Origin of the sequence: Paenibacillus sp. PAMC21692 (assembly GCF_014303795.1) — a bacterium.
GTDB classification, from domain to species: domain Bacteria; phylum Bacillota; class Bacilli; order Paenibacillales; family Paenibacillaceae; genus Pristimantibacillus; species Pristimantibacillus agaridevorans.
Window position 1 is genome coordinate 6,709,139 of sequence record NZ_CP060293.1, and the last position, 15,753, is coordinate 6,724,891.

The window sequence follows — 15,753 nt, forward strand, 5'->3', positions numbered from 1 at the left end:
ATCAAAAGGACGTGGACGGATTGTATAGTAAATTCAGGAACAAGCTCAAAATGACCGCGCTTGGCGCGGCATCCGCAGCATTGCTGGTGCAGGCGGGTTCGGCGTTAGCCGCTCCGGCATCGGTAGGCAGCACAGTCTCGTACGACATCGTCGTGCTTGGGGATTCCATCGCCGCAGGATACCAGGCGGGCTTCACGGAGCAGTCCGTGCCTTACGGCTTTGCCGAGCATGTTTTCGAACAGGCGCTGTTTCAGGGCTTGCGGGCCGAGTATGTCAATTACGGCGTTTTGGGTCTGAGGACGGAGGGATTGGCCAATTGGCTGGAAGCCGCGATCGCGGGAGAGAAAGTAACGGAAGCGGATGTGCAGGCGGGTTTGAGCGACAAGGATCCCAGGGCTAAACAGATGTTAGCCGAAATGACTGACACGCTTGCCGAGGATATTCGGGATGCCGAGACGGTGCTGATCTCGATTGGCGGGAACGATTTTCTTGGCCTCGTGTCGGAGTTGGGGACAAGCACGAACATAGACAATCTGTCCGCCGACAAGAAGGGAGCGATTCAATCGCAGCTGCAGGCGTTGATCGACAATTTCGAAGAGAAGCTGGACACTATTCTCGCGATGATCGGCAACATTCAGCCGAATGCCGATATCATCATTGCCAATCAATACTTGCCTCTCCCGTCTATAACGATTAAAGGCGAGACGTCCTACGTGAAAGTACCTTCCTCTACGGCGTTGTTCCTTAAGGGCGGACAAACGGAAGTGAACGTAGGGCTGGATCGACTTGTCGACACCTACCGGGACAAGGGCTTGAGCATCAAGATATCTGATGCTGCCACAGCCATCGAGAAGAGCATACTATCGAACATTTCCTTCGAGGAAGTGAACGTTGACGGAGTAATAAAGACGGACATCCATCCTACCAACCAAGGCTACGCCGCGCTCGGCAAGGCTTATTCCGAGCAGCTGTGGGGCGAATACAAGACGGTGCTCCCTCGCGCTGCCGGCGTCCCGATATCGGTCGTCGTAAACGGCGAGGAAATCGTCTCGAAATACGCTCCGGTTATCCAAAAAGGACGGACCTATCTTGCTGTCCGCGACATTACGGACGCCATGGGCGCCGAGCTCGAGTGGGACGCCGCTACTGCGACTGCAACCGTATCGCTGGATGGACGCACGGTCGATATTACGGTCGGCGCCGCGACAATCCGCGTAAACGGGGAAACCGTTCCGCTAAATGCCGAGCCCGCCTATCTGCAGCAATTCCCGGGCGAGAAGAAGACGTATCTCCCGCTCGCCGCGCTGTCCGAAGGACTCGGCTTCCAGGTGGAATACCGCCACGAACAGAAAATCGCATTTATCAACAAATAAAAATAAGCGTTCTGGGCAATAAAAAGTTCGAAAACAATGGTGCGGAACTCAGCGATCTTATTTCTGCGATTCGTAGCCTTCTCGGGAGGCTAACGGAACTCAGCGCCGCTATTCAACCAAATTGAATCCCGTTTCATGTGAAATGACGGCAATAGGGTCTCTTAGTTCCGTTACCGTCCAAAAATGGCGATATTTCGGCGAATAGCGTCTCGCAGTTCTGTTAAGCGCTGAATATGAAGCCAACGCATCAGTCCAGCCTGGGAGTGTTGCCTCACCTAAGCAGTTTGGAGCAACCCCGATCCGGTCCAAGCAAGCACCCCATCTACTTCAAGCAGGATTCGCCTTTGCCGAAGAGGTATTGGCCCTGTATCATTAAAGCTTGTAATCCTTTTCGAGCTGCCGGATCGATTCCAGCGCCTTGGCCGTCCAGCGATTAAGACGGTCAAGGTTTTGGATCGACCGCGCTACCGCCGCTTTCAACGATTCGGCATAATCCGGCACTTCGCCGGAGAACGGCTCGAGATCGCGAAGCAGCACCTTTGTCTTCTCCGTGTAACTTAGAGCGCGGCGCTCGTGAAACATGGCGACGTCGGGATTATACGGCTGGTGCAGATCTCCTTGATCGGGATGCTCCAATACCGCCAGTACCTTAACCAGCGCTCGCGGACCGTCCAGCTCCAGCAGCTCGGCCGCGTAACGCCCGGATCTAACCTCCGCCTTTACGATATCTCCAACATGATATTCCTTTGCTTCTTTGTTCATCATCATGTTCTCCCCACTCCTTTCACCTTGTATGGTAAAATAACTTGTATTTTTAAACAAGCTTCATATCCATGCTTGTATTAACCTGACACCAGAAGTAATATGGAAATAGAAAAGTGGGTGAGGATATGCGCAAGAAGAGAGTGCTTCTGCTTTCGGAAGGCTTTGGGTCAGGCCATACGCAAGCAGCATATGCGCTCGCTGTTGGGCTAAAACAGCTATGCCCTAGCATCTCCGCCAGGGTAATCGAATTAGGGAAATTTTTAAATCCCGTCATAGGGCCATGGATCGTTTCTGCCTATCGCAAGACGGTAAGCAGCCAGCCCAAGATGGTTGGGCTCATGTATCGCAGCAATTACAAGAAGCCGACGAACCGCTTCGCTCAGCTTGCTCTGCATCGCATGTTTTATACGCAGACCTCGCAAGTCATCGCACAGTTGAAGCCCGACTTGATTATATGCACCCATCCCGTGCCGAACACTGTCGTAGCTAGACTTAAGCGCTTAGGGCTCGACATGCCGCTATATACGCTCATTACGGATTACGATGCCCACGGCTCCTGGGTCAACCGGGAAGTGAACCAGTATCTTGTATCCACGTCCCAAGTGAAGCAAAGGTTGATCGAGAAGGGGGTCGAGCCGGAGCGTGTCAACGTAACGGGAATACCCGTGCACCCGAGCTTTTGGAAGCAGCATGATCGAGCGGAGGTAAGACGCGAATTCGACCTGCGCGACATGCCGACCGTACTGATCATGGGCGGAGGCTGGGGAATTCTCTACGAGGACAACGCCCTCTCCTATATGACCAAGTGGCGCGAAACGACACAGCTTATTTTTTGCGTCGGCTCCAACGAGAAGATGAAGGAGAAAATGCTTGCGGACCCTATGTTCCAGCATCCCAACATCCGGATTACGGGCTTCACGCGCGAAGTGAGCAAGCTGATGGACGCAGCCGATCTGCTTGTCACCAAGCCGGGAGGCATGACATGCACCGAAGGAATGAGCAAGGCGCTGCCGATGCTGTTCTACGAGCCGATCCCGGGACAGGAAGAGGAAAACTGCGAATATTTCATTAATAACGGATTCGGCGAAATGCTGGACTCCAACGATACCGTCGACAGATGGTTCAAGCTGATCCACGACCGCGAGCAATCCAGCCGCTTCCGCAAGCTTCTGATCGAGAAGCGCGATGAACAATACGATGCCATAAAATGTCCAAATGCCGTTCTGCAACAGATGCAGTAACGGCATTATTTTTCCATAAGCAAGGGCAGATTAAGATGCAAGAGACCAATCCGAAGAGGAGTTGATGGAACATGCATACGCCAATGACCGACGGGAAAACCATTATTCTAAGACTGGAAATCGATACGGACGTCGCGCAGTTCGGCAAAGCCGCCACCGCGATCGAGCAAGTCAACGGCGACATCGTCGCAATCGACGTCATACATACCGACAGGAACAAAAGCGTGCGCGACCTCACCGTAAAAATAACGGAGCAAGGCGCATCCGAACGGCTGACGGAGGCTCTGCAGCATGTAAAAGGAGTACGTCTGCTTCATGTCTCCGACCGTACGTTCCTGCTTCATCTGGGCGGCAAAATAACGATACAGCCCAAGACGCCGATTCAGAACCGCGACGATCTGTCCCGCGTCTATACGCCGGATGTTGCCCGCGTGTGCGAAGCGATCCGGCAGGAGCCTTCCAAGGCGCATACGCTAACGATAAAGCGCAATACGGTAGCCGTCGTCTCCGACGGGAGCGCCGTTCTGGGGCTGGGCAATATCGGTCCCTACGCGGCTATGCCGGTCATGGAAGGCAAGGCGATGCTGTTCAAGCAGTTCGCCGATGTGGATGCCTTTCCCATCTGCCTTGACACGCAGGATACGGAAGCTGTCATCGCCGCGGTCAAGGCGCTTGCCCCGGCTTTTGGCGGCATTAATCTGGAGGATATCTCCGCTCCGCGCTGCTTTGAGATCGAACAGAGGCTGCGCGATGAGCTGGATATTCCTGTCTTTCACGACGATCAGCACGGCACCGCCGTTGTCTTGTACGCGGGACTGCTGAATGCGCTCAAGCTGACAGGCCGATCGTTGTCCGAGGCGAGGATCGTTGTCTGCGGCATCGGCGCGGCGGGCACCGCCTGCACAAAGATGCTGTTAGCCGGCGGGGCCCGTCATGTCGTCGGGGTTGACCGGGCCGGCATTTTGAATGCGGACGAGCAATATGACAACGCGACATGGCAATGGTACGCGGAAAACACGAATGCCGAACGCTGCAAAGGCGGGCTGGCAGAAGCGCTTGCGGGAGCGGACGTGTTTATCGGCGTCTCCGCAGGCAAGCTTTTGAGCAGGGAGCATATTTTGAGCATGGCGCCGGAGCCTATCGTCTTTGCTATGGCCAATCCGGAGCCCGAGATCAGACCGGAGCTAGTCGAAGATATCGTTGGCGTATTCGCGACGGGGAGATCGGATTATCCTAACCAGATCAACAACGTGCTGTGTTTTCCCGGCATCTTCCGCGGAGCGCTGGACAGCCGTTCGACGGTCATCAACGAAGAGATGAAGCTCGCTGCCGCGGAAGCGATTGCCTCCGTCATCGGCGAAGACGAGCTTAACCGGCTATATATCATTCCGAGCGTATTCAACAACAAGGTTGTCGAAGAGGTTCGCCGCCGGGTAAGCACAGCGGCCCGAAAGAGCGGCGTCTCGCGACGCAATCTCCGCGATTAGCTCACCGAGCTCGGCGCGTAGAGCTTGGCGCGTAAAGCTCGGTGTGTAGTGCTCGGTGCGTAATGCTCGGCACGTATGCTCTACGCGTTAAGCTGGCGCATAGAGCTTGGCGCGTAATGCTCGGCACGTATGCTCGGTGCGTAAATCTGGCGCATAGAGCTCGGCGCGTAGTTGGGCTGCCATTCACCCCTACGGGCGAATGGCAGCTTCTAAAGCATACGGTCTCCCGTCCCGTCTAATGGACAAACAAGTCGCTAAACTTCGATTTCGTAAGGTTTTTAAAATCTAACGGACACAAGCGACTTTATTTGCATCCTTCCAACGCCAAATTAACTGATATCGACCAAATAAAGTCTCTCCTGTCTGTTAAAGTTTGTTTGGGACAAAAAACGGACAAATACGTCGCAGGTGAGATGTCGATTCATTTGTGAGTAACTAAGCTGAAACGTTCTGCTTTCGCTAACGGACCGCAGAAACTCTATTTGCAGCATTTTCGCGATAATGAAAATCTAACGGACTCAGATGACGCTATTTGGTGCATTTCCGCCCATTCTATGCGGTTTTGACATAAGTAAGGTCGTCTGTGTCCGTTACAATTTGAACAGGCCCCATTTTTGCGAAATTGCGACTGTGGTGTCCGTTACGGTCAGCCTTTACTTAACTGCGCTGCCGTCCACAATGAATCGACAGTCCCCTGGTGTCTGTTAGATTTTTCGAAAAAGGCCAAAAGTGTCGCTCATCACTCATCACTCATCGCGCTGTCTGTTCTATCACCTTACTCTCGATTAAGTGGAAAAACGCCCTCTAGTGTCCCCGTCTACGTCTTTGCTTACGCTTTAGAGGGAAATCCTACCTCTAATCCAGGTCGAATCGCTGGATTCGGGCAGAATTCACTAAAAGAAAGGGAGTTTTTACCTTTAAATCGAATGGACAGCCCGTTTTATTCAGATTAAAGGGAGTTTTTCCCTCTAGTTTCCGATGCAGGTATATGACTGACCACCCTTCACACTTGCTGCGACAGTGCGGATAACCCGATCGAATTCTCTCGTGGAAGAGCAATCGCGCTGTGATCAAACCTCTAACCGTGTTATTCAAGGATGAGCAACCTCCAGCTTTGCAATGCAAAGCCGCTTCGGAAGCATGAGGCAGGGTTTAATCGTCAATAAGAAATCCGTTTTCGAGAACCGAAAACTTTACTTTCTGATGACGTGGAAAAAAGGGGCCCCTCCAAAAGCCAATTTGTGATTTTTCGAGCCCCACGTCAATTCGTTTTTTTTCAAGAAAAAGGACCTCACCACTTTACAGTGGAATTCGAGGTCCTTTTACATATAAATCGGAACGTTCCCCTATCATTCGAACACTTTTTGGGACAACCCCTTAATAATCGCTATCTAGCTGCTGCGTATAGGCGACTTGATGCTTTCCGTTCTTCTGCGGCTTAACATGATGGCCAGACCGGCAAACATCATAATCACGCCTGTAGCGACGAAGATCCAGTTCAATCCCAGGAATAACCCCAGCAGACCTCCCAGCAGCGGCCCAAGCATGGAACCGAATTGGTTCGCGCTCGCCGTCAGGCCGAAGGAACGACCGCGGAATTGTTCGTCGGTGTTCTGCACCATAAGCGTATTGACGATAGGCACGACGCCCGCCATAAAGAGGCCGAACAGAAATTGCACAGCGGCGAATACCCACAGCACTTCCACGAAATACTGCATGCAGACGACCGTGCCCGCCGTGAGCAAACAGAACACGAGAATGCGATAATAGCCCTTTCTCTCGCCTAATCTGCCCCATACGGGAGAAGCGATAATACCCGCTACACCGATCAAGGACAAGACCAGACCGGCAGACAACATGGCTCCCTTTTCTCCGCCAAGATCCGCGATATGAAGGGCAAGCTGAGGCTGTATCATATTAATGGACAACTGGAACACGACAAGCACGAGCAGCATGCCCATAAGTCCCTTGTTCCGGAACGCCATCCGATAAGTGTAAGGCTCCAGTTTCTTAACCCCTGAGCCCTCCGAAGGTTTAGCCGCAGGCGAGTTGCCTTCCTTAACCCAAAAGATGACCGCGACGCTCGCTGCCAAAATAATGAGGGATGCCGCAATAAAAGAGTGGCGAATGCCGAACAACTCCGCCAGCGTACCGCCGAACAGCGGCCCTAAAATGCCGCCTGTCATCGTTCCTGCCTGCATCAGGCCAAGGCTTGAGCCAAGTTTCTCCTTTGGCGCGATCGATGCGACAATCGACATGGACGCCGGCACGAAACCGCCCACGAAACCTTGCAACATCCGAACGCCGACCAATTGCCATGGCGTCTCCACAAAGGCGAACAACGCATAAATGGCCGCCAGACTGACGCCCGCCCGAATAACCATTTTGCGCTTGCCGTATTTGTCGGCCATCATTCCCCACAGCGGCGCCATCACGGCCCCCATCAGGAAGGCCGAGGAGTGAACGATACCCGCCCACAAGTTGACCGAGCTCTTGTCTACTCCGAGATCGTAGAGGAACAACGGCAAAAAAGGGATCGACATCGTATAGCTGGAGCTGCAGAACAAAACGCCAAACCACAAAATCCACATCGTACGTTTCCACGGTTCTAAAGTCATATGCTGTTATTGTTCTCCTCTCTCCACGCGTGAAATCAAATAAAACTTGTCCGCAGCCGATTTACAATACTTCAACTATACGCGTGTCGACGCCTTACTTCAAAGCCGAATTAAGCAGGAATTGCAAGAAAAACCCGCTTCCATAGCCGAAGAAGGCTGATTATCGAAGTATTCGCATAAAATAAATTGAAACCAACTGCCAGTGTTCCACGTATCACCGAAGTGTTCCTGTGTGTTATACTGAACAGGCAGCCCAAGGTGAAACGACGTCGCCGAAGCGATGCGTTTCAATCCATACAAAGGAGCCTACTTCATGTTTCAAGCCGTCATTGATTTTCTGGAAGACTACGGCCCCTGGGGATTATTCGTTCATTCCTTTCTGGATGCGGTGATCTTTCCGATCCCTGCCTTTTTCCTTCAAGTATCTTTAAGCATTCTTAATCCTTCCAACGCATTGTGGCTCGCTACCTTCGGATACATCGCATGTCTGCTCGGTACGCCGGTTGGTTATCTTATCGGCAAGGTCATGGGCAAATCCGTTCTGTATCGCTTCCTGAAAACGGAGTGGATCGACGCTGCAACTTCCCGGTTTCAAAAAAACGGAGAAGCTGCCATCCTTATCGGTTCATTTACCCCGATTCCGTTTAAAGTATTCACGATTTTATCGGGATGCCTGAACTTCCCGTTATGGCGTCTGATCGGATATGCTGCCCTGGGAAGAGCCGTCAAGTTCTATGCCGTTGGCGCGTTGTTCTACTTTTACGGCCGTGCAGCGGAGTCAATGGTTAAGGATGTATCGTTGTATATCTTCATCGGCGGCGTTCCGCTGATTGCTCTCTTTCTGTTTATTCGAAGCCGTATCCGCAAGCGGAAGGAAGCAGCAACTGCTGCCGCGGAACCATCCGAGCAAGCAACCGCTAAGACCAAGGCCGTCGCAAGCACATCCGACAGTACCGATCTGGGAAGCCAATTGTAATGGCAAAAAGCTATCCGTATTCCGCTCTCAATATCGAGCGGAATCGCGAATAGCTTTTTTTAAGCAAAATTTATGATTTACTGCTGCTGCTTGCAGAAGCTTGTCCCTTTACAGGGCGCTTCCGCCATACAGGAACCGATATTCCCAATGCGTGCCCGTGATATCGTTCGTTCTGACGCCGCCGCTTTCTTTGGAATAGGTATGCAGAACTTTGCCGTTGCCGAGGTAGATGGCTACGTGCGTGATTCTCTGACTCGACTTGTTTACGCCGCTGTACGACGATTTGCTGCTGCCCTTGTAGGACATGAAGAACATAAGATCTCCACGTTTAAGCTGGCTGATGCTGGTGACGGCATTGCCTTTGTTTTTCACGTACGTGCCTTGCTGACGCGAATCGGCTGGAAGCGTTACGCCGAGAGCTTGCTTGAAAATATGCTTCGTGAAGTCCGAGCAGTCGAACGTTGCCGTCGTATTGCGATTAGAGCCAAATTCATATGGCGTTCCCAGATATTTCATCCCCGTCGCGATCATCTTCTCGACGGAAGTATTGGTTGCTCCTTCCTGGGAAACCGAATCGCCTCCCGTAGAGCCTCCGCTGCTGCCAGTTTCCTTGTCGGAACCCGAACCCGTGCTTGGTTTGCCATTAAGCGTAATATATTGCGACTGCGAGGAGACATAGCCTCTCACGCCATTAGAGTCCATAACCTCGTACCAATTGCTGCTTGGCTGGGAGATAACCTTTACTTCCTCGCCAGTCTTCAGATAGCGGACTCGCGTATACGAAGTTCCCGGTCCTTTGCGGAACGATACCGATTTTTGGATAACCCCTGTCAGCGTAGCAAGCGCCGGAGTATCCGTTCCCGATTCTGTACCTCCGCTCGGCGCTTTCGAGCCAAGTTCCGTATATTTCGAGGATGATGAAATGTAACCCGTCTTGCCATTCGTATCGCTGACTTTGTACCAGCTGCCAGACTCCTCCAGTATGGATACTTGTTCGCCTTTCTTCAGCATCCGAATGACCGAAGCCGTGCTGGATGGGCCGGACCGCAAGTTGACTCCCCATATCACTTCTGCAGATTGCGCTGCATGCGCGACTGGTGCCGGCAACGCAGCCACAGACCCGAATAACAACGCGGCGGACAATGTTGCAGTAACTACTTTATATTTGACTGATGTGTTCAAAATTGTTTACGCCTCCTCTGGTTTCTTGGTTGAACAATGCCTTGTTTGGCGCCCACAATCATTGTAAGTTGGCGCTCGCAGGACAGGCATCGTCCCAAGTTCCTAAAAGGCGGGGTCCCGGCATGGGTGCAGCGCATTACCCTTTTTTGCTAAGAAAAAATTAATAAAAGGCATCCCCGCCCATGGGGATGCCTTCCTTGGAAATGGATGTATAACGTCTCGCCCTTACAGCCGCTTCAAGGGCGGCACTGTGAATAACCTAATAAAACATTAGGACCTTCTCATAAGGTTGCTGGGACTTTAGAATCATTTTTCGCCGTTTGACCAGAGGCATGGTCTTAATTACCAATAGGACTCTCGAGCGGCTCGACATGGACATGCACGCTTAGAATGTTGTGCTTTCGTCCCAGCCTGTGCTCGATCTCGTCGCAAATACGGTGGCTTTCGATGAGCGTCAGCTCCGGATCCACCTGTACAATGACGTCGACAAGCACGTTGCTGCCATGAATGCGCGCCTTGATGTCCTTAATGGTCTGGACGCCCTTCGTGCGGGCTATCGTCGTCCGCAAGGTATGCAGCTCCTTCTCGTCGAAGCCGTCCGTCAGCGCATGCGTAGAGCTGTAGAAGATGCCCCAGGCCGTCTTGCAAATGATTAGTCCCACGGCAATCGCTGCGACCGGATCCATCCAAGGCATGCCGAACTGCGATGCAATGATGCCGACGGCCGCCCCGATACTTACGAGGGCATCGGACAAGTTATCCTTGGAGGCAGCAAGCAGCGCCATATTGTTGATCCGCTTCGCGAGCCTGCTGTTGTACATGTAAACCGCGCCCATGCATACGGCAGAGAACAAGGCTACCCATGCCGTTATCAGATTCGGCGTCTCCTCATGCCCTTCGAACAACGATTGGCCCGCCGTTATAAGCACCTGCAAGCCTACGCTTGCCATAATAAACGAGGCGACCAGCGCCGCGATCGTCTCCGCCCGGAAGTGTCCGTATGGATGATCTTTGTCCGGCGGCTTCTGCGAGATCCGCAGGCCGATCAGGACCGCCACCGATGCCACGATGTCCGTCAGGTTGTTAAACCCGTCCGCGACAAGGGCGCCGGATATGTACCAATAACCCGCTCCAAGCTTCAATGCCGTCAGAGCAAGATAAGCGCCGATACTGACCCAAGCACCTTTCTCGCCTTGTTTGATTTCATCATACTGATTCAACTTTCAAGCCCTCCTGCCACTCTGCTATCGCTTGTTACCATTATCTCTCTAGGGCGTGTCTGAAAACCCGCTCTGGGGCATCTTTCACCGCCTTTCCGCCCCCTGCTTCGTCACTTTTGCTTGACGTACCCCCGGTACGCCTTCACAAAAGTTCCTTGCATGGAACGAAAATTCGGTAAAATCTGCTCCCCTCGGAGTATTCAGACACGCCTAATATCTAACGGTTATCATACCCGACGTATATCGTGTGGGTCTAGAGAAACAGTGTTGACCAGATGCGCGCTTTTATGCACGAGGGCAACACACTTGGCTTGGACCACATGGCTTTCGACAAACAACAAGCCGCCCGGAGATCGCTCCGAAGCGGCTTGGTCGAAACCTATTTTTTTAGACCGAATACATACGCTCGCGCAGTTCTTTGATTTCCGCGCTCTCGAGATACTCGTCATACGTTGTCATTCTGTCAATGATGCCGTTAGGCGTAATCTCGATAATGCGGTTGGCTACCGTCTGAACGAACTGATGGTCATGGGACGTGAACAGAATCGTGCAGTCCGTATCGATCAGGCCGTTATTGAGCGCCGTGATGGATTCCAAGTCCAAGTGGTTGGTAGGCTCGTCGAGAATAAAGACGTTGGCGCCTTCCAGCATCATCTTGGACAACATGCAGCGAACCTTCTCGCCTCCTGACAATACGCTGGCTTTCTTCATGGCTTCGTCGCCGGAAAACAGCATGCGGCCCAGGAAGCCGCGGAGGAACGTCTCGTCCGGATCCTTGGAATATTGGCGAAGCCATTCGACCAGGTTCATGTCCACGCCCTCGAAATACTTCGAGTTGTCCTTAGGGAAGTAGGCGCGGGTCGTCGTTACGCCCCACGAGTAAGAGCCTGCATCCGGCTCCAGCTCGCCAGCGATCAATTGGAAGAACGTCGTCTTCGGCGTGCCGTTAGGCCCTACGAATGCGATTTTGTCGCCCTTGTTGATCGCAATCGTCATGTTGTCGATGACCTTTTCGCCATCGATCGTTTTGGTCAATCCGTCCACGAGCAGCAGTTGCTTGCCTGCTTCGCGCTCGCCCTTGAACAGGATGAACGGATATTTCCGATTCGACGGGCGAATGTCGTCGAGCGTGATCTTGTCTAGCAATTTTTTACGGGAAGTCGCTTGCTTCGACTTGGATTTGTTGGCGCTGAAGCGTTGAACGAACGCCTGCAGTTCCTTGATCTTGTCTTCCTTCTTTTTGTTCTCGGAACGCTGCAAGGCAAGAGCCAATTGGCTGGACTCGTACCAGAAGTCGTAGTTGCCGACGTACATGACGATCTTGCCGAAGTCGATGTCCGCGATATGCGTACATACCGTGTTCAGGAAGTGACGGTCATGGCTGACTACGATAACAGTGCCTTCGTAGCGCGAGAGGAAATCTTCCAGCCAGCGAATGGATTCGATGTCGAGATGGTTGGTAGGCTCATCGAGCAGCAGAATCTGCGGCGATCCAAACAATGCTTGCGCCAGCAAGACACGGACCTTCTCGCTGCCGTCCAGCTCCGACATCAGCTTGTCGTGCAGCTCCGTCGTAATGCCGAGGCCGTTAAGCATCTCGGCGGCTTCCGATTCCGCTTCCCAACCGTTCATCTCCGCGAATTCGGCTTCCAGCTCGCCTGCGCGCATGCCGTCTTCGTCCGTGAAGTCCGCTTTGGCATAAAGGGCGTCTTTCTCCTTCATGACTTCATAGAGCTTCTTATGGCCCATGATGACCGTCTCAAGCACTTTGAAGCCATCGTATTCGTAATGGTTCTGCTTGAGGACGGCCAGCCGCTCGCCTGGCGTAATATGAACTTCGCCGGAGGACTGTTCCACTTCGCCCGACAGAATCTTCAGGAAAGTCGACTTGCCCGCGCCGTTAGCGCCGATCAAGCCATAGCAGTTGCCCGGCGTAAACTTAATATTAACGTCTTCAAAAAGCGGTCGCTTCCCGAAACGAAGCGTAATGCCACTTGTACTAATCATTTCTCCAATCCCATCCTTTACACATTATGCTCGCACTATTATAGCATAGTCTGTACTGGAAACGAACGCACAAATGACAGAAACCTCCCCGCCGTACGAAGTTTACTTCCGCTCGCCGTTCCCGGCAAGCTTCCATGTCTCTCCGTGCGGAAGGACGATGATGCGGTTTTCCTCCAGCTTGCGTCTGCAGCGCTCCGCCTCCAGCCGCTCCAGCGCTTCCAGCGGCGTATCGTCCGCGAGCTTGAACGCGCCGTAATGCATGGGTACGAACCAGCGGGCTCCGGTATCCTCGAAGGCTTGCAGCGCTTCCTCCGGCGTAACATGCTGCGGTCCCATAAACCATTCCGGCTCGTACGCGCCGATTGGCATCAAGGCCACGTCGATGTCAAAGCGGCGGCCGATTTCCTTAAAGCCGGCAAAGTAGCCGCTGTCGCCTGCAAAGTAGATCGTCGGCGCATCGCACACCATCGGTCTGCCGTCGCAAACCGTCATCTCATCCGCCGAATAACCCGCGGCGATCTCACGCCGCATGATCTCCGACTCGCTAGACGACGTTCCGCCTGTGCCATGAAGCGACACTTTCCTGGAAGTTCCATCCGGCCTCAACAAGCCCGGTCCCGAATCCGCCCCGCTTTTCTGAATAATCCAGCCGCCCCAATGCGAGCTGTTCGTATCCCATGGGTTGCGGCGGGTCCAGTGCTGGGACGGAACGAACGTAAAAGTCGTTTCGCCGATTCTCGCCGACTCCCACCAATGCAGCTCCTTTACGCGCGAGAACCCCTTGAACCGCAGCTTGGAGCTGAGTCCGGCAGGAACAATAATTTGTTTGGCCCCGCTCAGTCTGCGAATCGAGCCGATATTAAGATGATCGTAATGGGAATGCGAGATCAAGATAACGTCGATAGGCGGCACCTGATCGATGGGGATGCCCGGCGGGGCAAGACGTTTCTGGAACGCCATTTTCCCAGCCCATACGGGATCCGTCATAATATTAAGACCTTCGATTTGGATAAGGAAGGTGGAATGTCCGATCCAGGTAATCGAGGGCAGCTCCGTATTTCCTTTCAGAAACTCGATATCGGGTTCCACGTTCGGCACTTGATACGAATAATCCTTGTTCTTTATCTTCCTGACTCTTTCCTGTCTCCACCTGTTGAATTGCTTATATGAGTTTTGCTGCACGACTTTATTCTGATTAGAGAAACGCCTGATACGCACACTGCCGCCTCCTCCCTTGCTTCTGTCTTACCAATAAGATACCAAGGGCAGGGCATGGTTTGCAAATAAAGCTTTCTTCATAACAAGCCCAATTTGAGTCGGTATTCCATGCCATTTTTAGAAAATCGATGCCATGCGTGGTATAGTAGGAGGAAAGGAGGTACGCGTTTATGAAACTATTGTCGATAGAACCGACGCCAAGCCCAAACTCCATGAAGCTCAATGTAGACGAGTCGCTGGCGCGCGGAAGAAGATTAACATATACCGTCAAGGAGGCGGATGCCGCGCCTCATCCCTATAACGAACTGTTGCGGATTGACGGGGTGCGCAGCGTGTTCCGCACGGCCGACTTTATTGCGCTCGACAGGAAGCCGGGCGCCGACTGGGCCCGAATATTAGGCGAAGCCCGCGAGCTGTTGCAAGGCGACGGCATCCCGGCCGACGGTACCGACACAGGCAAAGGCATGGGCTCCGGGTACGGTGAAGCTCAAGTGCTGGTTCAGATGTACAGAGGCATTCCTATGCAAGTGCGAGTGCGGATGAACGACGGAGAGACGCGTTCGGCGCTGCCCGATAAATTCGGAGAAGCGGTAGGCCGGGCGGCGGGCTCCTCCATGATTCGCGAACGGATGCTGGAGGAATTCGGCGTCAGGTACGGCGAGCCCGAAGAGATAGCCGCGGAGATTGTGCGCGAGTTGGACGCGTCTTATACCGATGACAGGCTGGACGCTCTGGTAGAAGCAGCGCGAACAGCCGGCACGGACGGACAAGAATCGGCGCCCGTCGCTCCCCGTCCTGCTCCGCTCAGCCTGGAGGAAGCGACTGAGGCGTTTGGCGCTCCGGACTGGCAAAGCCGCTATGCCGCTCTGGACCGTTATGTCAGCGCTCCGGAAGGGCTGCCGCTGCTGGACCGGGCGATACGCGACGAAAATGCGTCCGTGCGCAGGCTGGCCGTCATCTACCTCGGCGATCTTAAGTCGCCGGAGGCGATGCCGCTCCTGTTCGAAGCGCTACAGGACGCTTCTGCTTCCGTTCGCCGCACCGCAGGCGACACCTTGTCCGATCTCGGAGATCCCGCCGCGATTGGACCTATGATCAAGGCGCTCGGCGACAAAAACAAGCTCGTGCGCTGGCGCGCGGCCCGCTTCTTGTACGAGGCAGGCGACGAGACGGCCGTGGAGGCTCTCAAGGAGGCGGCGAAGGATCCCGAATTCGAGATCCAGCTGCAGGCGCAGATTGCGCTGGAGCGCATCCTGCGCGGCGAAGAGGCTGCCGGTTCCGTATGGCAGCAAATGACGGCAGCGCGAGGCGGTCAGGGTTAAACTCCTGAAGTTTTTAGACACAAAACCGTCTGCCGGAGTCGGCAGACGGTTTTGTTGCTGTTGCCTGTCAGTTAAGTTCGAATCGCCGACGTCCATCCCCAAAAAAACGCGTCCCGATCCCAAGCCGCTTTGCCGCCATGCAGCTTCTTGAACGCCTTCTTGACTTCCTTGTCGATGGAAGCATGACCATTGTCGTTTACGTAAATATACTGTTCGCCATAACGAGACGTAATGTGCTCAACGGCAGCTGCTTGATACAAGATCCCCGCATTTTTTAGTTCATTGAACATCCATAACGCAATTTCGTCCGCCACCGCGTGATTATCGCTCATGTCTATTCCTGC

At 53.4% G+C, this 15,753-nt stretch carries 12 protein-coding genes; 5 read left to right on the forward strand and 7 right to left on the reverse strand.

Features of this window, described 5'->3' with window-relative positions:
• Positions 1-20: 20 nt before the first annotated feature.
• Complete coding sequence (locus tag H7F31_RS27340; protein WP_187101365.1) at positions 21-1,373, forward strand: stalk domain-containing protein; 1,353 nt, start codon at positions 21-23, stop codon at positions 1,371-1,373.
• A gap of 372 nt (positions 1,374-1,745) precedes the next feature.
• Here the strand turns inward: H7F31_RS27340 and H7F31_RS27345 are convergent, their stop codons facing one another.
• Complete coding sequence (locus H7F31_RS27345; protein WP_261800152.1) at positions 1,746-2,141, reverse strand: kinase-associated lipoprotein KapB; 396 nt, start codon at positions 2,139-2,141, stop codon at positions 1,746-1,748.
• Positions 2,142-2,263: 122 nt separating this feature from the next.
• Here H7F31_RS27345 and H7F31_RS27350 point away from each other — a divergent pair, with 122 nt between their 5' ends.
• Both H7F31_RS27350 and H7F31_RS27355 read left to right on the forward strand, forming a co-directional pair.
• Positions 2,264-3,379, forward strand: a complete 1,116-nt coding sequence (locus tag H7F31_RS27350) for an MGDG synthase family glycosyltransferase (RefSeq protein ID WP_087570490.1) — start codon at positions 2,264-2,266, stop codon at positions 3,377-3,379.
• A gap of 71 nt (positions 3,380-3,450) precedes the next feature.
• Positions 3,451-4,866, forward strand: a complete 1,416-nt coding sequence (locus H7F31_RS27355) for an NAD-dependent malic enzyme (RefSeq protein ID WP_187101366.1) — start codon at positions 3,451-3,453, stop codon at positions 4,864-4,866.
• 1,391 nt (positions 4,867-6,257) lie between these two features.
• Here the strand turns inward: H7F31_RS27355 and H7F31_RS27360 are convergent.
• Complete coding sequence (locus tag H7F31_RS27360; protein WP_187101367.1) at positions 6,258-7,484, reverse strand: MFS transporter; 1,227 nt, start codon at positions 7,482-7,484, stop codon at positions 6,258-6,260.
• A 313-nt stretch (positions 7,485-7,797) separates the two neighbouring features.
• Between H7F31_RS27360 and H7F31_RS27365 the strand changes: the two genes are divergently transcribed.
• On the forward strand, positions 7,798-8,460 hold the full coding sequence (locus H7F31_RS27365) for a YqaA family protein (protein ID WP_187101368.1): 663 nt from the start codon (positions 7,798-7,800) through the stop codon (positions 8,458-8,460).
• 108 nt (positions 8,461-8,568) lie between these two features.
• Here the strand turns inward: H7F31_RS27365 and H7F31_RS27370 are convergent, their stop codons facing one another.
• From H7F31_RS27370 to H7F31_RS27385, 4 genes are all read right to left on the reverse strand, one after another.
• Entirely contained in the window at positions 8,569-9,642 is a 1,074-nt protein-coding gene (locus tag H7F31_RS27370) for a C40 family peptidase (protein WP_187101369.1), read from the reverse strand.
• A 338-nt stretch (positions 9,643-9,980) separates the two neighbouring features.
• Complete coding sequence (locus tag H7F31_RS27375) at positions 9,981-10,862, reverse strand: cation diffusion facilitator family transporter (RefSeq protein WP_187101370.1); 882 nt, start codon at positions 10,860-10,862, stop codon at positions 9,981-9,983.
• Positions 10,863-11,249: 387 nt separating this feature from the next.
• On the reverse strand, positions 11,250-12,869 hold the full coding sequence (locus H7F31_RS27380; RefSeq protein WP_187101371.1) for an ABC-F family ATP-binding cassette domain-containing protein: 1,620 nt from the start codon (positions 12,867-12,869) through the stop codon (positions 11,250-11,252).
• A gap of 102 nt (positions 12,870-12,971) precedes the next feature.
• Entirely contained in the window at positions 12,972-14,087 is a 1,116-nt protein-coding gene (locus tag H7F31_RS27385; protein WP_187101372.1) for an MBL fold metallo-hydrolase, read from the reverse strand.
• A 170-nt stretch (positions 14,088-14,257) separates the two neighbouring features.
• On the opposite strand from H7F31_RS27385, the gene H7F31_RS27390 reads away from it, so the two are divergent.
• Positions 14,258-15,409 (forward strand): conserved virulence factor C family protein, encoded by a 1,152-nt coding sequence (locus tag H7F31_RS27390; protein ID WP_187101373.1) that lies wholly within the window; start codon positions 14,258-14,260, stop codon positions 15,407-15,409.
• Between the two features lie 71 nt (positions 15,410-15,480).
• On the opposite strand, the gene H7F31_RS27395 is transcribed toward H7F31_RS27390, so the two are convergent.
• A complete protein-coding gene (locus tag H7F31_RS27395; RefSeq protein WP_187101374.1) occupies positions 15,481-15,741 on the reverse strand; it encodes a DUF6953 family protein in 261 nt (86 codons plus the stop codon).
• Positions 15,742-15,753: the final 12 nt, after the last annotated feature.